This is a genomic window from Rahnella sp. JUb53, from assembly GCF_004346065.1.
Taxonomy (GTDB): Bacteria; Pseudomonadota; Gammaproteobacteria; order Enterobacterales; family Enterobacteriaceae; genus Rahnella; species Rahnella variigena.
The window spans coordinates 137,327-157,393 of record NZ_SLYT01000008.1 but is presented as its reverse complement, the minus strand read 5'-3'; the positions used below and the strand labels follow the sequence as shown (position 1 = coordinate 157,393).

General features: G+C 54.5%; 22 protein-coding genes and 1 pseudogene. 6 read left to right on the top strand and 17 right to left on the bottom strand.

What is annotated here, in order from left to right:
- Positions 1-29 precede the first annotated feature (29 nt).
- Positions 30-1,268 (bottom strand): MFS transporter, encoded by a 1,239-nt coding sequence (locus EC840_RS18535; RefSeq protein WP_113876873.1) that lies wholly within the window; start codon positions 1,266-1,268, stop codon positions 30-32.
- Between the two features lie 237 nt (positions 1,269-1,505).
- On the opposite strand from EC840_RS18535, the gene EC840_RS18530 reads away from it, so the two are divergent.
- On the top strand, positions 1,506-2,501 hold the full coding sequence (locus tag EC840_RS18530; protein WP_132966543.1) for an acyltransferase: 996 nt from the start codon (positions 1,506-1,508) through the stop codon (positions 2,499-2,501).
- A gap of 5 nt (positions 2,502-2,506) precedes the next feature.
- Here the strand turns inward: EC840_RS18530 and EC840_RS18525 are convergent, their stop codons facing one another.
- The 5 genes and pseudogenes from EC840_RS18525 to EC840_RS18505 all read right to left on the bottom strand — a co-directional run bounded on the left by EC840_RS18525 (position 2,507) and on the right by EC840_RS18505 (position 7,193).
- Entirely contained in the window at positions 2,507-3,421 is a 915-nt protein-coding gene (locus tag EC840_RS18525; RefSeq protein ID WP_132966541.1) for a helix-turn-helix domain-containing protein, read from the bottom strand.
- Between the two features lie 80 nt (positions 3,422-3,501).
- Positions 3,502-4,011, bottom strand: a pseudogene (locus tag EC840_RS18520) (isochorismatase family protein); the annotation flags it as partial.
- A 141-nt stretch (positions 4,012-4,152) separates the two neighbouring features.
- Complete coding sequence (locus tag EC840_RS18515; protein WP_112291557.1) at positions 4,153-4,749, bottom strand: DJ-1/PfpI family protein; 597 nt, start codon at positions 4,747-4,749, stop codon at positions 4,153-4,155.
- Between the two features lie 87 nt (positions 4,750-4,836).
- On the bottom strand, positions 4,837-5,868 hold the full coding sequence (gene idnD, locus EC840_RS18510) for an L-idonate 5-dehydrogenase (RefSeq protein WP_113876877.1): 1,032 nt from the start codon (positions 5,866-5,868) through the stop codon (positions 4,837-4,839).
- Positions 5,869-5,990: 122 nt separating this feature from the next.
- Positions 5,991-7,193: a benzoate/H(+) symporter BenE family transporter gene (locus tag EC840_RS18505; protein WP_129637748.1), complete on the bottom strand. Its 1,203-nt coding sequence runs from the start codon at positions 7,191-7,193 to the stop codon at positions 5,991-5,993.
- A gap of 137 nt (positions 7,194-7,330) precedes the next feature.
- Between EC840_RS18505 and EC840_RS18500 the strand changes: the two genes are divergently transcribed.
- Together EC840_RS18500 and EC840_RS18495 are read left to right on the top strand one after the other, a co-directional pair.
- On the top strand, positions 7,331-7,897 hold the full coding sequence (locus tag EC840_RS18500) for an XRE family transcriptional regulator (RefSeq protein WP_112291554.1): 567 nt from the start codon (positions 7,331-7,333) through the stop codon (positions 7,895-7,897).
- Between the two features lie 29 nt (positions 7,898-7,926).
- Positions 7,927-8,379, top strand: coding sequence for a GNAT family N-acetyltransferase (locus EC840_RS18495; RefSeq protein WP_132966537.1), 453 nt, complete (start codon positions 7,927-7,929; stop codon positions 8,377-8,379).
- On the opposite strand, the gene EC840_RS18490 is transcribed toward EC840_RS18495, so the two are convergent.
- Together EC840_RS18490 and EC840_RS18485 are read right to left on the bottom strand one after the other, a co-directional pair.
- Positions 8,363-8,845 (bottom strand): GNAT family N-acetyltransferase, encoded by a 483-nt coding sequence (locus tag EC840_RS18490; protein ID WP_112291550.1) that lies wholly within the window; start codon positions 8,843-8,845, stop codon positions 8,363-8,365. The genes EC840_RS18495 and EC840_RS18490 overlap by 17 nt on opposite strands.
- A 14-nt stretch (positions 8,846-8,859) precedes the next feature.
- Positions 8,860-9,399, bottom strand: coding sequence for a hypothetical protein (locus EC840_RS18485; protein ID WP_112291548.1), 540 nt, complete (start codon positions 9,397-9,399; stop codon positions 8,860-8,862).
- Between the two features lie 321 nt (positions 9,400-9,720).
- Between EC840_RS18485 and EC840_RS18480 the strand changes: the two genes are divergently transcribed.
- Positions 9,721-11,649 (top strand): methyl-accepting chemotaxis protein, encoded by a 1,929-nt coding sequence (locus tag EC840_RS18480; protein WP_243701093.1) that lies wholly within the window; start codon positions 9,721-9,723, stop codon positions 11,647-11,649.
- A gap of 203 nt (positions 11,650-11,852) precedes the next feature.
- Complete coding sequence (gene yfcF / locus EC840_RS18475; protein WP_129637746.1) at positions 11,853-12,485, top strand: glutathione transferase; 633 nt, start codon at positions 11,853-11,855, stop codon at positions 12,483-12,485.
- 40 nt (positions 12,486-12,525) lie between these two features.
- On the opposite strand, the gene EC840_RS18470 is transcribed toward yfcF, so the two are convergent.
- The 3 genes from EC840_RS18470 to EC840_RS18460 all read right to left on the bottom strand — a co-directional run bounded on the left by EC840_RS18470 (position 12,526) and on the right by EC840_RS18460 (position 14,039).
- A complete protein-coding gene (locus tag EC840_RS18470) occupies positions 12,526-12,972 on the bottom strand; it encodes a GNAT family N-acetyltransferase (RefSeq protein ID WP_113876881.1) in 447 nt (148 codons plus the stop codon).
- Between the two features lie 17 nt (positions 12,973-12,989).
- Positions 12,990-13,625 carry a LysE family translocator gene (locus EC840_RS18465; RefSeq protein WP_129637744.1) on the bottom strand — a complete coding sequence of 212 codons (636 nt, stop codon included), beginning with the start codon at positions 13,623-13,625 and terminating at the stop codon, positions 12,990-12,992.
- 156 nt (positions 13,626-13,781) lie between these two features.
- On the bottom strand, positions 13,782-14,039 hold the full coding sequence (locus tag EC840_RS18460; protein WP_112291538.1) for a YdgH/BhsA/McbA-like domain containing protein: 258 nt from the start codon (positions 14,037-14,039) through the stop codon (positions 13,782-13,784).
- 406 nt (positions 14,040-14,445) lie between these two features.
- Between EC840_RS18460 and EC840_RS18450 the strand changes: the two genes are divergently transcribed.
- Positions 14,446-14,694, top strand: a complete 249-nt coding sequence (locus EC840_RS18450) for a GlsB/YeaQ/YmgE family stress response membrane protein (RefSeq protein ID WP_013573417.1) — start codon at positions 14,446-14,448, stop codon at positions 14,692-14,694.
- Between the two features lie 399 nt (positions 14,695-15,093).
- On the opposite strand, the gene EC840_RS18440 is transcribed toward EC840_RS18450, so the two are convergent.
- The 6 genes from EC840_RS18440 to urtB all read right to left on the bottom strand — a co-directional run bounded on the left by EC840_RS18440 (position 15,094) and on the right by urtB (position 20,066).
- Complete coding sequence (locus EC840_RS18440) at positions 15,094-15,354, bottom strand: type II toxin-antitoxin system Phd/YefM family antitoxin (protein WP_132966535.1); 261 nt, start codon at positions 15,352-15,354, stop codon at positions 15,094-15,096.
- 88 nt (positions 15,355-15,442) lie between these two features.
- Complete coding sequence (locus tag EC840_RS18435) at positions 15,443-15,823, bottom strand: hypothetical protein (RefSeq protein WP_132966533.1); 381 nt, start codon at positions 15,821-15,823, stop codon at positions 15,443-15,445.
- 85 nt (positions 15,824-15,908) lie between these two features.
- The gene (gene urtE / locus EC840_RS18430; protein WP_120163163.1) at positions 15,909-16,607 is read right to left on the bottom strand and encodes an urea ABC transporter ATP-binding subunit UrtE; all 699 of its coding nucleotides are present in this window, start codon (positions 16,605-16,607) and stop codon (positions 15,909-15,911) included.
- Between the two features lie 11 nt (positions 16,608-16,618).
- Positions 16,619-17,416 carry an urea ABC transporter ATP-binding protein UrtD gene (gene urtD, locus EC840_RS18425; protein ID WP_132966623.1) on the bottom strand — a complete coding sequence of 266 codons (798 nt, stop codon included), beginning with the start codon at positions 17,414-17,416 and terminating at the stop codon, positions 16,619-16,621.
- An 8-nt stretch (positions 17,417-17,424) separates the two neighbouring features.
- On the bottom strand, positions 17,425-18,498 hold the full coding sequence (urtC, locus tag EC840_RS18420) for an urea ABC transporter permease subunit UrtC (protein WP_132966531.1): 1,074 nt from the start codon (positions 18,496-18,498) through the stop codon (positions 17,425-17,427).
- Positions 18,498-20,066 (bottom strand): urea ABC transporter permease subunit UrtB, encoded by a 1,569-nt coding sequence (gene urtB / locus EC840_RS18415; protein WP_132966529.1) that lies wholly within the window; start codon positions 20,064-20,066, stop codon positions 18,498-18,500. The genes urtC and urtB overlap by 1 nt, the downstream gene beginning before the upstream one ends.
- Position 20,067 lies beyond the last annotated feature (1 nt).

Genomic DNA, 20,067 nt, shown 5'->3' with positions numbered 1-20,067 from the left:
CGACATCTGCGTTGCTGGCATTTTGAGTATTAAACTACGCTGTTCGGCGGCAATACGACCTGGCGGCTGCGCAGAAACACCACCACCAGCGCCAGCCAGGCGAGGCCGCTTAACAGGTTGAACATGTTAAACATCCCCGCACCGCCTTCGACGTATGCCACTTTTGCCAGCTCGATCCCGACCGTGAAAATCATCATGCTGATGACGCCCATCGCGGCAGAAACGGTGCCTTTGCTCATGTCGCTGGAGAACAGCGTCAGGCGGTACAAACCGGCATTCGCCACACCAATACCGAACGCGTACAGGCTCAGACCGGCGGTCATCCACAGGTACGCATGCGCCGAAAACATCGTTGCCGCTGCGGCGATCAGCAGACCGACCACCATCGGGCCCGCGCCCAGTTTAATCAGGTATTCGACGGTGCGTTTGCCGGTCAGACGCGCCAGCGTCACGTTACCGATAATCAGCGCGCCGAAAATCGGCACCTGCAACAGGCCGTAATCGTAAGCAGCTAAACCTTCGCCACTGATTAAAATCACCGGCGACTGTGCAATCCACGTCAGCAGCGGCAGGCTGGCAAAACCGATCGCCAGCGCACCACACACGAACTGACGGTTTTTCAGCACGTGTTTGTAATCACGCAGCAGGCTGGGCATGGAGAACGGTTCGCCAAGACGCGAGGCTGTTTCCGGCATAGATTTCCACAATCCCCACAGCGCGATGGCGGCGAGCACGGCAAAAATCACAAACATCGACTGCCACGGCGCAACGTGGATCAGCGCCGCACCGGCCAGCGGACCGAGCAGTGGCGCAATCAGGGCGACGTTCGCCATCATGGCGGTGATTTTGATACACACCGATTCTTCAAACGATTCTTGTATCGCGGCATAACCGACGGCACCGATAAAGCACAGGCTGATGCCTTGCAGGAAACGCATCACCATAAACTGCTCGATGTTTTGCACGAACAGAATCGCCAGGCAGGTGATGATGAAAAAGGTCACGCCGGTCAGCATCACCGGACGACGGCCGCGGCGATCTGACAGTGGCCCGAGCAGCCATTGCAGGAACATGCCGCCAGCGAGATAAGCGGTCATGGATGTCGGCACCCATTCTTCCCCGGCATTAAAATTAGCCACGACGGCCAGCATGCCAGGTTGGATCATATCGTTGCCGATATAGGTCGCGAACTCGAAAAGCACCAGACACAGAGGGAACAAAAGCGCCTGCCGACCCAGAAGGGACGCAGTATTTGGAGAATTATGCATTTTAGTTATTTCACAGACGTAAGGCTAATCGGTTGAAAATTAGCAGAAAAAAAGAGACTGTCCGGGCGGGTTTCGCAAGCGAGGCAGTAATGCTGGCTATTTTGCCGATTATTTGAGCGCAACGCAATCATCTGATTCATCTTCAGCACAATCTGAGATCGGTGCTTTTGCCTTGTTAGCCGCGCAAAAGCTCGCTAGGCTGCAAAGCGAACATCGAAAAGAAGGAAATTGCAGTTAATGAGCCAAAAAATTAGCTGGATAGATAATTTGCGCGCGCTCGCCTGCATGATGGTGGTGATGATCCACGCCAGCACGTCACTGGTGGTCAATTTCGCTGCAGTGCATTCCGCTGAATGGACCGTCGCCAATCTGCTTAATTCCGCCTCGCGTGTTTGTGTGCCGCTGTTCTTTATGATTTCCGGTGCGCTGTTTTTTGGTGAGAAGAGTGCGCAAAAAAGGCATTTCCTGCGCGTCACTTTATGCCTGCTTTTTTACAGCGCCGTCTCCCTGTTCTATATCCTCACGATGACAAAAATCGGATTTTGGCCGTCTTTGCGTCTCATTCTGGAAAAGCCGGTGTTTTATCACCTTTGGTTTTTCTATGCGATTATCGTGATCTACCTGCTTTCCCCGCTGATTAACGTTAAGGCCGTGTCCGGAAAATATTTGCTGATCACCGGAATGTTGCTCGGTGTGCTGGCAAATCCCCAGCTGCCGGTCGTGACGTGGCAGAAAATCCATCTTCTGCCGCTGGATTTGTATATCAGCGGCGACACCTTCTATTACGTATTGTATGCCCTGATGGGGCGCGCCATTAGCCAGCTTAATACCGAAAAAACGCCGGTCACACTGGCCGCCAGTGTCATGTTCATCCTAAGCACGCTGGCGATTGCCACGGGCACTTACCGGCAGATGCAGATTAACCAGAATTTCGCCGACACCTTTTACGTCTACAGCGGTCCGCTGGTGTTTATCTCCGCGATGTCGCTGTTTGTGGTTTTCAAAAACGCGCTGGCGCAACGCATCCTGCCGGGATTTACGCTGGTCTCCCGCCATTCTCTGGCCATCTACGGCTTTCATGCGCTGATCATCATTGCCATGCGCAGCCAGCATCTCGATTTCCCGCAGTATCCGCTGCTGAATATCGCGTATCTCTTCGCCTGCGGGCTGGGTGGTGGTTTATTACTGGCGATGGGACTGGGGAAAATAGACCGGCGGAACTGGGTGAGCTGACACCTTTAGCACCATCTTTCCTGCGCCCGTCTGAACTGCCTTGCGGACGAGAATCCGGCGGCGAGGGCGGCTTTTTCAATGCCTGCGCCTTGTTGCAGGCGTTGTTGGGCGATGGCGATGCGCAGTTGCTCGTGGTAGTCGCGCACGCTGATCCCCAGATGCTGGCGGAACAAACGGGTGAGGTGACGGCTGCTGATGTGTGCCTTTGCGGCGACGTCCTCAACCTGCCAGGCGGATTCGGGTTCGGCGGCCATCAGGTTTTGCGCGCGGTGTACGGCGGGATGCAGGTGATTGCGATAACGCAGCCATGGAGAAAGTTGCGGGTCATCGCCGCCACGGCGGAAATACACCACCATTTCGCGGGCGACATCCAGCGCGGCTTGCGGCCCCAGATGTGTGGCGATCAGATGCAGCGCCAGATCGATACCCGCACTGATACCGGCGCTGGTCAGCACTGAGCGGTCTTCGACAAATATCCGGTTATCCTTCACCTGCGCGGCGGGTACCTGCTGGCGTAAACGCCCGATCACGTCGTGATGCGTGGTGCACTGATAGCCGTCAAGCAGCCCGGCTTTCCCGGCCAGCAGGCTGCCGGAACAGATACACACCAGTGTTAAATCCCCCGCCTCAATCGCGCTTTTCTGCTGATGCAGCCAGTCGCAAGCGGTCTGTGCCACCAGCGAGGCGAAGTTTTCGGTGGATTCCGCCACGCCCGGCATGATCAAAATACTGCCTGCGGGCAGACTTTCTGGCAGCGGTTGCAAATGGCTGACCGTCAGGCCGGTCGACATTACAACTTCCGCCTGCGGTCCGATGTAATGCAGGTGGAATTGCCCGGCAAGGCGCAGCGCTTCTGCCGGACCGGTCAGATCCAAAGACATCACGCCGGGGAGCGTCACAAAGTAGACATTTCGCTGCATAGTGCTTTATCCGTCCGCAGGGGAAAACGCTATCTTCACACAGCGCGGTCGAGTTCCGCCAGCGCACCGGTCACGTCGGAAATGGTGGCGAAGCGGTCGGCGAGAACCAGCTCGGTACGCAATTTGATGTCGTGCGCGCTCAGCGTGACGCCGCTGGCGTGGGTCATCGGGAAGGTCAGCGTCGCTTCGGTGACAAAAGTCACTGTGTAGCCCAGATCGGAGGCCACGCGTGCCGTCGTTTCGCAACACTGTTCGGCGCGCATTCCGGCGATGATCAGATGCGTGATGTCATTTTCGCGCAGCCAGCCGTCGAGGCCGGACTCGGTCAGGGAATTGTGGACGTGTTTATGCACTACATGTTGCGGCTGATGACTCAGAAAAGACATCGGTGTCACCAGGCCGGAATCCAGCGAGAACACGCCGTCAGGATTGACGTGAAACACGTCGATGACCGGCACATTACGGGTCTGACAGCCGTCGATCAGGCGGGTTAATGCTGCGCTGAAAGCCGGTAAATCATTCTGCTGCCAGAAATCTTTGTGTTCGAATGAACGCTGAACATCGATGTTTAGCAGGGCGCTGTGTGTCATTTTCGGACTCCATCTGGTGAGTGTGAAGTCAGTGTGCGCCTGAAAGAGAGAAGGGAGAATGCCAAAAACGGACATAATACTGACAGCGGCGGACGACCTTCGTTATCAGCCGCTGTCAGCGTTTTAATCACAGCATGTTGATCAAAGCTTCTGGTCGGCGCGCCAGTGGTGATAATCGATATGATCGGCCTGGAAATTGGTGGTTTCAGCGTCGCCGGTCAGGCGGTATGCCAGCTGGAAAGCAAAATCGAACGCCAGCCCTAATCCTTTACCGCTCAGCAGGTTGCCGTCCTCCACAAAGGACTGATTGACGTAAACGCCGTCTTTTACGTCTTTGTATAAATCGCCGGAACACACATAACGGCGGCCTTTCAGCAGACCGTTTCCGCCGAGTACGCGCGCGGCAGCAGAGCACAGCGGGCAAATCAGTTTACCGGCCTCATCGTGACGTCGCACAAACTCCACCACTTCTTTGCTGGCCGCCAGCGCCACTGAACCTTCCGGCCCGCCGGGCATGACGACGGCATCGAATAAACGGTCACCCTGCGCAGACAGCAATTCGTTGGCCTGCATCTGAATGCCGTGATAGGTGCGCAACGTCAGGCTTTTCTGACATGCCAGCGTGGTGACCTGAATCTCCAGCCGCTCGAGAATATCGAGCACAATCACGGCTTCGCCTTCTTCAAATCCGTCGGCCAGCAGCAGTGCGACCTGCTTTTTCGCGTTGTCCTTTACCATAATGCAAATGTCCTCTGAGGATAAAAATCAGAGGACATCATAAAATGAAACGATGTTTTAATATTGTGAGTGTCGTTGCATACTGAACTAGAAAACCAGCTGCACTTTCGACGCTTTGGATTTATCCATCGCGTAGTCCAGCGCTTCCACCAGACTTTCCTGCGGAAATTCCGCCGACAGCAACGGCATCGGATCAACGGTTTTATTCGCCAGCCATTCCACTGCCGTGTTGAATTCTTCAGTGAAGCGGAAGCTGCCGACCCAGTTAATTTCTTTGGCAATCAGCATCATCAGCGGGAATTCATTCACTACCGGTCCCATGCCGACCTGCACCAGCGTGCCACGTGCGCGTGTCACTTCCAGACAGCGGCGGATGGATGAAGGATGGCCCGAGGCGTCAAAGGCCACATTGAAGAAGCCTTTCTCTGCCTGATATTCGCTGAAATCGCCCTGTGCGGCATCCAGCGCTTTGCTTGCGCCCACAGCCAGTGCCAGCGTCCGGCAGCGTTCACTCGGGTCAGTCACCACGATTTGCGCTGCGCCTTTGGCTTTCGCTGCCAGCACGATTAAGCAGCCAATCGGGCCGACGCCGGACACAAACACGGTTTTGCCATGAATATCACCCGCCTGGTTCACGGCATGAATGGCGACAGCCAGCGGTTCGGCGAACACCATCAGACGGTCGCTGACCTGATTGTCGTAAGGAATGCACTGGGCGCTGTCGACGATTTTGTACTGCGTGAACGCGCCGTTGATGTGCGGGAAATACATCGCGCTGCCGAAGAATTTCATGGTGGTACACTGGTTTTCATCGCCGGACAGGCAATATTTGCAGGCCTTGCACGGCTTACTCGGGTTAAGCGCCACTTTCTGGCCGGGCTGCAAATCTGGGTTATCCGATTTCTCCACCACACCAACCACTTCATGCCCGAGCACCATCGCCTCACGCACTTTGAAATCGCCCACCGCGCCGTGTTCGTAGTAATGCAGGTCGGAACCGCAGATCCCGCCGCGGGTAATTTTTACCAGCGTGCCCTGGCCGGTGTAGTCGATAGTCTGGTCGATCACCGAAACGTCTTTTTTCCCGGTCACGACACAGGATTGTGTGGCAATAGTCATGGAATTCTCGCTCTTTAAAGGGCCTGATTGCGCCCAGTAAAAAGGGTTTGCCGGTCAGAAAATGTGATCGTCGTCACTTTGCGCCGTGTTACGAAAACCTGTTACCCATAACTTGAACGGACTCAACCTTTCCCGGCGGATTTATCCCGGTTTCGCGCCGGAATACTCAGGATCAGATGCGTAATTACGCCGCCCGCCAGCCCCCAGAATGCCGAACCGATACCCAGCAGCGTGACGCCGGACGCGGTGATCAGAAAGGTGATGATTGCCGCATCGCGCTGCTTTTCGTTTTCCAGTGCACGATACAGGCTGCCCGCAATGGTGCCGAGCAACGCCAGCCCGGCGATGGTGTGGATCAGCGCTTCCGGCAGCGCGGTAAAGACCATGCCGATGGACCCGCCAAACACGCCTGCGATCAGATAGAAAATGCCTGCCGCCACCGCCGCCATATAACGTTTTTTCGGATCAGGATGAATATCCTCGCCCATACAAATTGCGGCGGTAATGGCGGCGATACAGACGGTAAAACCGCCAAACGGTGCTAAAACTAACGCCGTCAGCGCCGTCCAGGTAATCAATGGAGAAACGGGCAGGTGATAGCCGTGCGCTTTCAGGGTAGCGATCCCCGGTGCGTTTTGTGAGGCCATCGTTACGACAAAGAACGGAATACCGATGCCGATAATCGAGGAAAGCGTGAAATGCGGCATGACAAACTCCGGCGCCGCGAAGGTCAGCGTCTGGCCGTGCAGCGAAATATCCCCCTGCAATCCGGCGACGATCAGCCCGGCGGCCAGTGCGAGCACCACCGCATAGCGCGGCAGGGCGCGTTTCGCCAGCAGATACACCAGACACATGCTGCCCGCGAGGGCGAAATTACTTTGCAGCGAGGTAAACGCGTTCAGCCCAAAGCGCAGCAGAATGCCGCCGAGCATGGCGGCAGAAAGTGCCTGCGGAATGTAATGCATCAGCCGGGCAAACAGGCCGGTCACGCCGCACAGCAGGATAAGTCCGGTGGCAAAAATAAATACGCCAACCGCCTCGTTAAGCGAGGTGCCGGGCAGGCTGGTGACCAGCAGCGCCGCGCCGGGTGTTGACCAGGCGGTGACGACCGGCGTGCGGTAATACAGCGACAGACCAATACTGGTAACGCCCATTCCCAGGCCGAGCATACTCAGCCAGCCACCGATTTGCGCCACGCTGGCGCCCGCCGCTTCCGCTGCCTGAAAGATAATCGCCGCCGAGCTGGTATAACCGACTAAAACCGCGACAAATCCGGCGATTACCGCCGAAAAAGTTAAATCCTGCAAACTAAAACGCGAGGCCATGGGTGAAAATCCTTCTGGTTAGCGGACGCTGGCGGTATGCTGTTGTGCGTTATAGCGCACATCGGATGCGCTCAAGATATCACTGTGCGTTATAACGTACAATGGCGATGAACGATCATCGTCGCAGAGGAGATACCATGCAGGAAATCACCCGCCATATTGGCCGCCAGCTTAAGGCCGTTCGCAGCGAACGCGGCTGGAGTCTCACTCAGGCGGCAGAAAAAACCGGTGTCAGTAAGGCGATGCTCGGGCAAATTGAGCGTGGCGAATCCAGCCCGACGGTGGCGACATTGTGGAAAATCGCCAGCGGCCTGAATGTATCGTTTTCGGAATTTCTTGAAACGCCGCCTGAGCAGTCAGCCGCGTTGCATCGCCACGGCTTGCTGACCACCTTCAACAGTCAAACCTCAGGAATGCGCGTCGTGCCGTTATTTCCCTACGACACCACGTTGCGCATGGACATGTTTGTTATCGATCTCGAACCGGGCGGGTGCAGTGAATCCACGCCTCATGAAGCCGGCGTAATCGAGCATGTGATTGTGACTGAAGGTGAACTGACGCTGACCGTTGATGGCGTAACGCGCGTGCTGAGTGCCGGAGAGGCGCTGCGTTTTGCCGCCGATTGCCCGCACGCTTACCGCAACGAAAGCGGCCATTCCGTGCGTTTCCACGACCTGATACATTATCCGCATTCGCGCCCGTAACGTTTTCATTTCCTGAGGAGAATGACCCCATGAGCCAGCCGCAAGATGTTGTGATCCGTTCGTTAACGCCCGCTGACCGTGAAGGTTGGGAAACCCTGTGGCGTGCATATCTGGATTTTTACCAGTCAGGTCTGGATCCGGCGCAGTTTGATTACACTTTCACGCGTTTATCTCAGCCTGACTACGCCAGCATGTTTGGCTATGTGGCGGAATACGAGGGGAAACTGGTCGGGCTGGTGAATTGTATCAATCACGATCATGGCTGGCACATGCAGCAGGTGGTCTATTTGCAGGATTTATACGTCGATGACAGCGCACGAAAACTGGGGATCGGGCAGAAACTGATTGAAGCGGTTTACGCTTACGCCGACCAGCACGACAAAGCTAACGTCTACTGGACGACGAAAACCAGCAACCATACGGCCCGCAAATTGTATGATCGTATTGGTACGCTGACCGAATTTATTAAATATCAGCGTTAAGCGGTTTACGCATATTCATTTTCGTCGTGACGTAACCCAGGCTGGCGTACAGCGCCTGCGCACCGGGATTGCTGGCAAAGACATTCAGTTCGATTGCCACACACCCCTGTTCCTGCAGGCGTTCTTCCATCAATCTGAACGCTGCCGCCGCATGACCCTGACGGCGGAATTGCGGAAACACCGTCAGCTCGTACACGAACGCGCTGCGTACACCATAACGTTCGACGTTAGAAAACCATAAATAGCCTGCCGTTTCGCCGTTCTCTTCGGTTTTAATCTCGAAAAGATACTGATCCGGCGTATCAATACCTTGCGGCAGTGCGCTTTGCGTAGAACTGCGCGCCCTTTCCAGCGCGGTATCCGCCTGCCACAGACCGGCGGTTACGTTCTCTTCGGCATAATCTATTGCCAGCTGTTCGGCGAAATCCGGGTAAAACGCGGCACTCATCGGCGCTAAAATAGTCATCATTTCCCTCTGATTTATTTGTTATTTTCAGGCTTCTTATAAGGCGTTACGTAGCATTCGCTGATGGTCGTTGAGTGGCTTTCGGCCTGCGTGATGATGTAGCCCTTGTCGGTCAGCGCCACGGAGCTGTAAGGCGTTTCATTATGCTTGTCCGAAATCACATCCTGGAATGACTGAATGATTTTCGCTTTCTCATTGGCTCGCGCCGGATCGTCCAGCCCCTCAACCTGAATCATGGCCTGTTTGAACTGGTTGTTGAAGGCGTTTTTTCCCGCGCGGCTTTCAATGATCGCCTTGATGTTCACCGTGATGTCATTTCCCAGCAAAAACAGCGTATTACTCTGATAAATCAGCACGTTTTTCCGTTTCGATACCACAAAGCCATTTTCAATGACTTTCATTTTGCTGTTGTTGGCATACGTCACGTCATCGAGGCAAATGGTTTTATCCCCGACCTTAAACTGGCTGAATCGCGCTTTAATTTCTTTCGGCGTGGAAGCCGCTTGCGAACACAGTGGCGCAAGCAACAAAAGAGGTAAGAGCCATGACTTCATAGGAGTTTCCTGGAAAGGTGCTGAATCAGCCGACATAACAGCAGTATAGGGAGGCGTGAGCAGGATGCGAACGTTTATCTTTGGCGGCCGGTTTTTTACCGTTTTGGCTAAAGCATCTCCGCCTGTTGCCGATAATTCAGACGATAACGGAATTCCCGCTTCTGCAGGGCCAGCATCAGGGACAGATCATCCGCGTTATTTCATCGTGAGTTTTCACAGTACGTTTTTCTGTTCCGGGGTAATTTTATGAGTCAGATGCAGGCGCTTTCACCGGCGGCCAGAGTTGAGGCTGCTACAAAGAAAAATGCCCCTAAGAAGGCGATGCGTACCCGTACGCTGATGCTGATTGTCGGACTGATCACTATCAGCATGGGTTACATCATTACGGTTGGATTGCTCAGCTGGCAGTCGGCCAACCAGCAGCGCGAGATTGCCCGCCGTTATCTGCAACAAACCGCCAGCACCGACGGCTATCTGGCCCGTCAGAAACTCGATACCGCATTACAAGCCGCCAGCGACCTGGGTCAGAGCATGATAAGCCTGCGTGAAGCCGGACATGCTGACCGCAAACTGGCCGATACCCTTTTGCAAAATGCCCTGAAAAGTCATCCGGATTTTCTCTCTATGTCGCTGGCCTGGGAGCCGGATGCTTTTGATGGCAAAGATGAAGATCTCGCCGCGAAGGAAGGACAGGATCCGGATGGCCGCTACGTCCGTTATGTGGACCGGGATACCAGTGGCAACGTCGTTTTACATAACCTCACGGATTACGAAACGCCGGGCAGCGGTGATTATTATCTGCTGCCGCGCAAGCTGCAAAAAGAGGTGATCCTCGAGCCTTACAGTTATCCGTATAACGGCGTGGATACCTTGCTGACGTCAATTGCTGTGCCGATTATGGTGGATGGCAAATTCCTCGGTTCTGTCACGGCGGACTTCTCCCTGCAAACCCTGCAGACGCTGGTCAATAGCATCAAACCTTATCAGGGCACCGGCTATGCGATGCTGTTTTCGCAGTCAGGTAATTACATTTCTTCGCCGAAAAAAGACCAGATCACGCATAAGCTGGAAAATGACCCGTCATTGCTGAAAAACATTCAGACCGGACAGATGACCAGCCGTGAACAGCAGGATCCGGTGCTGGGAGAAAAGGCGTTTTCCGAATTTGTGCCGATTCAGATTGGTAATACGGGCACGCCGTGGATGCTGGGTATCGTGGCGCCTGTAAACGCGGTGATGAAAGAAAGCACCCGGCAACTTTATTACGCGCTGGCGCTGATGGTACTGAGCATCATCGTGGTCTTCGCGGTGCTGAGCGTTATCTTTACCCGCAAAGTGTTACGCCCTGTGGGCGGCGAACCTTCCGATGCGGCAAAGATTGCACTGACGGTAGCGGATGGTGATCTGACACATCCGATTGTGACGCAGAAAAACGATCAATCGAGCATCTTCTTTGCGCTGCAAACCATGCAATCGCAGTTACGCCATGTGGTGAATGACATCATTTCCACCAGCCATGCCGTCGGCAGCGGCGCGTCGCAGATTGCGGCGGGCAATATCGATCTAGCCTCGCGAACGGAACAACAGGCGGCAGCGCTGGAAGAAACGGCGGCCAGCATGGAACAGCTGACGGCGACCGTAAAACAAAACGCCGATAACGCCCATGTTGCGACAGAACTGACCGCCAATGCCACGAAAATCGCCGGTAAAGGCGACAGCATCATGAGGGATGTTGTCGGCATTATGGGGGAAATTGACGACAGTTCGCGGCGTATTTCTGAAATCACGTCAGTGATTAATGGCATTGCGTTCCAGACTAACATTCTGGCGCTCAACGCCGCGGTAGAAGCCGCGCGTGCAGGTGAACAGGGGCGCGGATTTGCGGTAGTGGCCTCGGAAGTGCGCAGTCTGGCGCAGCGCAGCGCCGATGCGGTGAAAGAGATTTCCGCCCTGATTGAGGAATCGACAAGTCGTGTGGATCACGGTGTCGGGCTGGTGAAAAATGCCGGCGAAACGATGAAAGAAATCATGAAAGCCGTTACGGATGTGCGCGATATCATGAGCGACATCGTCTCGGCGTCTGACGAGCAATCACGTGGCATCAGTCAGGTAACACAGGCGGTTCATGAAATGGATGGCGTCACGCAACAGAACTCCGCGCTGGTTCAGGAAGCCTCAGCCGCTTCGGCTTCTCTGGAAGATCAGGCGCGTCGCCTGAATGAAATTGTTCAGGTGTTCCGGCTGAAATAACGATCCTGGTGTTGTCTGCTAAACCCCCTCCCAGACTCCCCCTTCGCAGGGGGAGGAGTTAAAACTCGTTCTGCTCCCTCCCCTGCGAAGGAGAGGGCTGGAGTGGGGTATTAAAGCGTTCTCTGAACGAGTTTTTAACGACACAACCCACTTTCTGCGCTATGTTTTTCTTCCTTTTGCTTTATTTTTTTCAGGAGATTTCCATGAGCCAGTCTTCGCTGATTTTGTATTCCGATGCTAATTTTTTCAGTCCTTACGTGATGTCTGCTTTTGTGGCGCTGACTGAAAAGGGCATTCCGTTTGAACTGGAAACGGTCAGCCTGGATGATGCGGAGAACCTGAAAGAAACGTATTCGGCGCTGTCCATGACCCGTCGCGTTCCTACGCTGACCAACGGCACGTTTGTGTTATCCGAATCTTCGGCGATTGATGAGTACGTTGAAGAGCTTTTCCCTGCGCCGACGTTTCCGGCTATCTATCCTGCCGATCCGGAAAACCGTGCCAAAGCGCGTGAAGTGCAGGCGTGGCTGCGCAGTGACCTGATGCCCATCCGCGAGGAACGCTCAACGGAAGTGGTGTTTGCCGGCGCAAAATGTCCGCCGCTTTCTGCTAAAGCGCAGCAGGCTGCGGAAAAGTTGTTTGCCGCCGCCGAACGTTTGCTGGGCGACAAAGAACATCTGTTTGGTGAATGGAGTATTGCGGATGTGGATCTGGCGCTGATGCTGAACCGTCTGCGTTTAAATGGTGATGCGATGCCGGAGAAACTGGCGGCGTACGCACAAGCGCAGTGGCAACGTCCTGCGGTTCTGGAATGGCTGGCGCTGTCGGCTAAATAACCGAAAAATTGCGCGGCCCGTTCAGCCGCGCTTCCCCGATTCAGCCTAATGTCTTGGTCAGGAAATACCGGGTATGGGTAGACGGCGCATCTTCAGGCGTGCGGGTATCGCGGATATAATCTTCCAGCGCCATCTGCATCTCGTAACCCATTCGCTCATAGAACGGCCTGGCCTGAAAACTAAAGGTATCAACCAGCGAATAGCGACATCCCCGCGTTTTAGCTTCTGCTTCCGCCTCGGCAATCAGTTGCGTTCCGACATCTTTTCCGCGTAACGACTCATCGACCCACAACATTTGGATATACATCCATTTACCGACCGTTTCCGCCACAATCCCGGCCTGTTTGCTGCCGTTCTCGTCTTCCACAAAAATACCTAACTCGCGAAATTTCGACTGAGGAACAAAATTCCGGTTGAAAGTGCGCAGAGCTGTTTTGATCTCCTCAAGATCATGTTCGGTCGGAGCATGGGTGAGACGGGTCTTCATGACAGGATTCCTTTTAGTTAGCGTTTAGTCATAGCGAGTCGTACTGCAAAGGCGAGAAAAACGGTGCCGGTTAAGCGATCAAGCGTTCTGACCACTGCGGGGCGGCGCAACCAGCGCGATAACGGGCGCGTGGCGGAAATCATGGTGATGGACCAGAGTGTGCCGATCACGGCGTGCATAGCGGCGAGTCCGAAAATATACGGCCCGACCGGATAGCCGGTAGCGACAAACTGCGGCAGGAAAGAAACATAAAATACGCCGACTTTCGGGTTCAGCACATTGCCAAACAATCCCCTTATGAACGGCGAATTGCCGATGCGTAACACTTTCCCGTTGCCCTCCGGCGCGGCCATGTTCATTTCGCTGCGCGGTTTGAGCAGCATCTGCAAACCGAGCCAGGCCAGATAAGCTGCGCCGGTCCACTTAAGCAGTGTAAATGCCATTTCAGACGCCGCAAGAACCGCGCCTAAGCCGAGCGCCACCATTGCGCCCCAGATAAGACAGCCGGTACTGATGCCAAATGCTGACAATAATGCTTTTTTGCTGCCCTGACTGGCCGCCGTGCGCAGAACCAATGCGGTATCAAGGCCCGGTGTCAGCGTTAAAATTCCGGCAGCAAGTGCATAAGAAAGGAGAGATTCGGTAACGGTCATGGCTTTTCCTGATGAGCGAAAAAACCAGAATAGTGAACAGGATGGGAGAGTTGCAATCGCGAATTTAAACGAAATTCGGCATAAAAATACTGGCAAATAAAAAAGCCTGTGGAAGTCGGGCTTCCACAGGCTTTTCAGAGAGTTTTACGCGGGAGATTATTTATAAATTTCAGCGTCAGCGTGCAGTTTGTTGTTACCGGTCACAGAGATGATGCGGTAAGAAGATGCGCCTGCGTCTTTAGCCTGCTGAGATAATTTCGCTTCCAGACCGCTAAGGGTCGTGGAGTTAGCGGCAGAAATCACACCGATTTTCTGCATGTCGCCGGATGGCTGAGTAATCTGTTGAGCGGCGAAGCTGCCGAAAGAAATCAGAGAAAGGGTAGCAGCTACAGCAAAAATTTTGACGTTTTTCATGATGTTTAATCCATTCAGGTTTATGAGAGTGAAAGGTGGTTGCCTTTCGATGGATGCATAATAGGCCGGATGGCTGACGATGAAAAACGGATTGATTTGAGTATCTCATTCAAAATATTTGGTCTACTTTTTACGCAGTTTTACGTGCGAATGCGGGTAGCTGACGAAACCGCATTCGTGCTGACACAGCCTGAAATTGCCTTAGATTTCTCTGCGTTTTTCTTCCTTCCTGCTGATTTTGGGCGGTTTTGTAGAATCGGTGCTAGACTTTGATTGCAGTTCAAGAAGAGGGGCGTTCGTGTAAAACACACGTTCTGCTCGCAGAGCGCGAAACGTTCTGCTTTTGTTTGGCTAACTTGGTTGAACAATATTCACGGTAACGGAAATTTATTCGGAGGAGTCGAAAATGGGAATTTTATCCTGGATTATCTTTGGTCTGATTGCAGGTATTCTGGCGAAATGGATCATGCCTGGCAAAGATGGCGGCGGATTTATTCTGACCGTAGTCCTGGGTGTTGTAGGTGCCGTTGTGGGTGGTTATATCAGTACTTTCTTCGGTTTTGGTCGCGTGGACGGATTCAACTTCGGCAGCTTCGTTGTCGCCGTGATTGGTGCGATCGTCGTACTGTTTATCTACCGTAAAGTCAGAAGCTAAGCTTTCGACCTTAGGTTGAGATGTGAAAAGCCGCGCATGTCGCGGCTTTTTTGTGTCTGTTAATCCTGAAAGATAGCCTGATAGCTGGCTTCAGGCTCATGCAATCTCATGGAGAGAACATCAGCAGGAGAACAGCTTTGATGCATGATAGCGATAAAGATTATCGCCTCAGGTGTCGTTAAAAAGTACGCCATGTGGTGCTGATGTGGAAAACGGTAAAGATCTTCGCGAAACGACACCGGCCTTCCCATCTCAAGATGAGTTGCCAGCATAGAAAAAAGGACAAATAATTCAGAAAGATATTTATCGGACTGGGCTTTTCCCCAATGTTTTTGGGAATAGCGCTGAATATCAAATAAATCCTCCTATGCCTCCCTGGCAATCTGATAGCGACTCATTTTAGTCTCGTTTTCCACTCATCAGCTGAGCGAAAAAGGTTTCGCCATCCATGACGTCTCCGCGGGCAATATCCGTTTCAGCACGCGACACTTTTTCTTTAAGAAGCCGCATCTTCACTTCTTCAAGCATCTGATAATCTTCGATAGAGAGCATTACTGCGACGGGTTTGCCGTTACGATTGATCTGAACGGGTTCCCGCTGAACTCTCAAAAGAACATCGCCAAATTGAGTTTTTACTTCATTAGCGCTTAGTGATTTCATGCTACTTCCTTCGAATGGTTCGTGCGATTCGTTCGAAGAATTGTACGCCTGATAGTCTCAGATTGCCTAAGGTTTACTCAAAAGGATTTTACTCCACCGGCGACGTCGGCAACCGTACGATGTCCTGATTATCATTTCCCATCCAGTAAACGCCTTCCTTCGCCCAGAACGGCCCTTCGATAAAGTCGAGCAGGTCGGAATACTCTTCGTAAAACTGTTTGCCGTCGCGGTTGTAGACACGCATATAGCCGGAATAATGCCCGCCGTCGCCCGGCATGGTCATGCGCGGAATAAATTCGAAAGTTTTATACTCTCGCACCACATATTGTTTGTTGGGGCTCCACTGCTCGGAGACGAGTTCCCCTTGTTTCCACCACTGATGGCCTGCGGCGATCACCGCCAACAGTACCGCCAGCATTATCCAGCGCTTGCGCTGACGCACCAGAGCTTCCTGACTTTTGATTTTCATACTTTGTATTCTTTTCAGCGGGATTCGAAAATGGCTGTGAATGTGGCTGAAAAGTAGCAGCTTGTCTTGAAAAAGTCAGTATCGACTAAATCGCCACCAGCCCCCGAACGCCTTCCGCTTCCATTTCTTCTCCGCGCCCGCGTTTTATAATGCTGCCGCGCGACATCACCAGATAGCTGTCGGCGAGTTCGGCGGCGAAATCGTAGAATTGTTCGACCAGCAAGATCGCCATGTCTCCCCGGGCGGCGAGTTGTTTGATCACGGCGCCGATTTCCTTAATCACCGACGGCTGAATGCCTTCGGTCGGTTCATCGAGGATCAGGAGATTCGGTTTGCAGGCCAGTGCGCGGCCGATCGCCAGCTGTTGCTGCTGGCCGCCGGACAAATCCCCGCCGCGGCGATGCTTCATTTCCAGCAGGATCGGGAACAGATGGTAGATTTCATCCGGCACCTGTTTTGCATCGCTGCCGGAAAAACGCGATAAGCCCATCAGCAGATTTTCTTCGACGGTCAGACGCGGAAAAATTTCGCGACCCTGCGGGACATAGGCAATGCCCGCCTGCACGCGCTGGTGCGGTTTGCGGGAATTGATCACCTGACTTTGCCAGCTGATGGTGCCGGACTTCGCCGGGATCAGCCCCATCAGGCATTTCAGCAGCGTGGTTTTGCCGACGCCATTTCGACCGAGCAGGCAGGTCACTTCACCGATTTTTGCCTCAAAAGACAAGCCGCGCAAAATGTGGCTGCCGCCGTAAAACTGATTGAGTTCATTTACCTGCAACATAATGCGATTCCTCAGCGCCCTAAATACACGTCGATAACCTGCTCGTTAGCCTGCACATCGCGCAGCGAACCTTCGGCCAGAACCTGCCCCTGATGCAGCACCGTCACGTGGTCGGCGATGGTTTCCACAAAGCCCATGTCGTGCTCGACCACCATCAGCGAATGCTTGCCCGCCAGTTGTTTGAACAGCTCGGCGGTATACTCGGTTTCGGCATCGGTCATGCCTGCCGCCGGTTCATCGAGCAGTAATAAATGCGGCTCCTGCACCAGCAACATGCCGATTTCCAGAAACTGTTTCTGACCGTGTGAAAGCAAGCCCGCCGGGCGATGACGTTCCGCCGCCAGACGCAGCGTGCCGAGCATGTCATCGATGCGGTCGCGCTGTTCGCTGTTCATTTTGGCGCGCAGGCACGCCCATACCGACTTATTGGTTTTCTGCGCGATTTCCAGATTTTCGAATACGGTTAGCGCTTCAAATACCGTCGGCTTCTGGAATTTACGGCCAATGCCGGACTGCGCAATGCGCACCGGATCCAGTTTGGTCAGATCGGTGCGCTGATCGTAAAAAACGCGGCCGCTTTGCGGTTTGGTTTTGCCGGTGATCACGTCCATCAGCGTGGTTTTCCCCGCGCCGTTCGGGCCGATCACACAACGTAATTCGCCGACGCCAATGTTCAGCGACAAATTGGTCAGCGCCTTAAATCCGTCAAAGCTGACGTTAATGTTTTCCAGCTGCAAAACTGGGTCAGTTTGCTGACGATGCCGGTCGGCCAGATGCGACTGTGTAAACAGGTCTTCGGTCATGGTCATCGGGCTCATCAGGATTTCCTTTTGCGCAGCAGGCCAATCACGCCTTGCGGCAGGAACAGCGTCACCAGAATAAACATGCCGCCGAGGACAAATTGCCAGTATTCGGGAATGGCGACGGTGAACCAGCTTTTCGCGCCGTTGACGATACCTGCGCCGATAATCGGGCCGATCAGCGTGCCGCGCCCGCCGAGTGCCACCCAGATCGCGGCTTCGATGGAGTTGGTCGGCGACATTTCGCTCGGGTTGATGATGCCGACCTGCGGGACGTACAACGCACCCGCCAGGCCGCACAGCATGGCGGAAATCGTCCAGACGAACAGCTTGAAACCTTTCGGGTCGTAGCCGCAGAAAATCAGCCGGTTTTCAGCGTCGCGTACCGCCGTCAGCACGCGGCCATATTTACTGCGTGCCAGCGCAAAGCCAAGCGCCAGACTGGCGACCAGCACCAGAACCGTGGCTAAAAATAATCCCACGCGGGTGCCGGTGGCGGTGACCGGAAAGCCGAGCAGGGTGGTGAAACCGGTGAAACCGTTATTGCCGCCGAAGCCGGTTTCATTGCGGAAAAACAGCAACATACCGGCGTAGGTCAGCGCCTGCGTCATGATCGAAAAATACACGCCTTTGATTTTTGAACGGAAGGCGAAATAGCCGAATACAAACGCCAGCGCGCCCGGCACCAGCACGATCAGGCACATCGCCCAGGCAAAATGCTGCGTGCCCGCCCAGAACCACGGCAGTTCGGTCCATGAGAGGAACGACATAAAATCCGGCAGCCCGCTGCCTGCGGCCTGTCGCATCAGATACATGCCCATCGCGTAACCGCCGAGGGCGAAAAACAGCCCGTGACCCAGCGACAATAATCCGGCGTAGCCCCACACCAGATCGAGCGCGATCGCGACGATCGCATAACACAGGATCTTGCCGATCAGCGTCAGCGTGTAGGTAGAGATCGCCAGCGGATTCGTGGCAGGCAGCAGCGCCAGAAACGGCATGACAATCAGAATGATGAGCACCAGCGTGCCCACCGAAATCGCAATCTTAGGCGCTTTTTGTACGCCGGTAATCGTCAGCGGCTGGCTCATCAGTCAATCACCCTGCCTTTGAAGGCGAAGAGTCCCTGAGGACGTTTCTGAATAAACAGGATAATCAGCGCGAGGATCAGGATTTTGCCCAGTACCGCGCCGATTTCCGGCTCAAGAATTTTGTTCACGATGCCCAGACCAAAGGCCGCCACCACGGTACCTGCGAGTTGTCCGACACCGCCGAGCACCACGACTAAGAAGGAATCGATGATGTAACCCTGACCGAGTTCCGGGCCGACGTTACTCAGTTGCGACAGTGCGACGCCGCCCAGACCGGCAATACCTGAACCGAGACCGAACGCCAGCATATCAACGCGTCCGGTCGGCACGCCGCAGCAGGCCGCCATGGCGCGGTTTTGCGTCACGGCACGCACGTTCATGCCAAGGCGCGTTTTATTGAGCAGCAGCCAGGTCAGGCCGAGTACCAGCATGACGAAGATGATTACCGCGATGCGGTTGTACGGCAGCACCAGATTCGGCAACAGCTGAATGCCGCCGGAGAGCCAGCCGGGATTCGCCACTTCAACGTTCTGCGCGCCAAACAGTACGCGCACGCCCTGGATCAGGATCAGGCTGATGCCCCACGTCGCCAGCAGGGTTTCCAGCGGACGACCGTATAAATGGCGGATGACGGTGCGCTCCAGCGCCATGCCGATCCCGGCGGTAATGAAAAAGGCCACCGGCAGCGCGACCAGCGGATACAGCGCCAGCAACCCCGGCGCGTAGTGCTGAAACAGCGACTGCACCATGTAGGTCGAATAGGAACCGAGCATTAACATTTCGCCGTGCGCCATGTTAATCACGCCCAGCAAACCGTAAGTGATTGCCAGCCCCAGCGCAGCCAGCAGCAGAATCGAGCCGAGCGATAAACCGGTAAAGGCCTGACCGAGCAGATCGCCGATCATCAGGCGATGTTGTACTGCTTTCAGGCTGGCACGCGCGGCATCACGCACCGTCGCATCGGCCTCAGTTTTCGGATCCGTCAGACTTTGCAGACGACCTTGTGTATCCGGATCACCCGACGTGCCGAGCAGTTCAACGGCTTTCAGACGCACCTGCGGACTGGCGTCGGTCAGCTGTAAATTCGCCAGCGCAATGGAAAGGGCATTGTGAACCGTGCTGTCTTTTTCCAGTTCAAGACGATGCGTCAGCAGCGGCAACTGATCGGCCTGTGCTTCACGCTGTAAGGCTTTTGCGGCCTGCAAACGGATGGCGCTGTCGGTGCTCACCAGACGGTGTGCGGAAAGCGCATTAGCAATCAAAATGCGCAGGCGGTTGTTCAGCCAGACTTTTTTACTGTCACCCTGCGGTTTGACATCGCTTTCCAGCGGCGTCAGCTGATCGCCATTCTGGATGAATGCGTGTTTCGCTTCGTCGATGACGACGTTTTCCTGCTTCAGCGCTTCGAGCAGCGGCAGCCTTTCCGGCTGCGGATCCGCCGCCCATTGCTGTAATAACGTGGCCTGCTGGCTGCGGCTGGCGGCAGCAAAGTCATTCGCCGCACCCGCCTCTGCCAGCAACGGAAGGCAACAAAGCAGGAAAAGCAGTGATCGGATGAGGATTCTCATA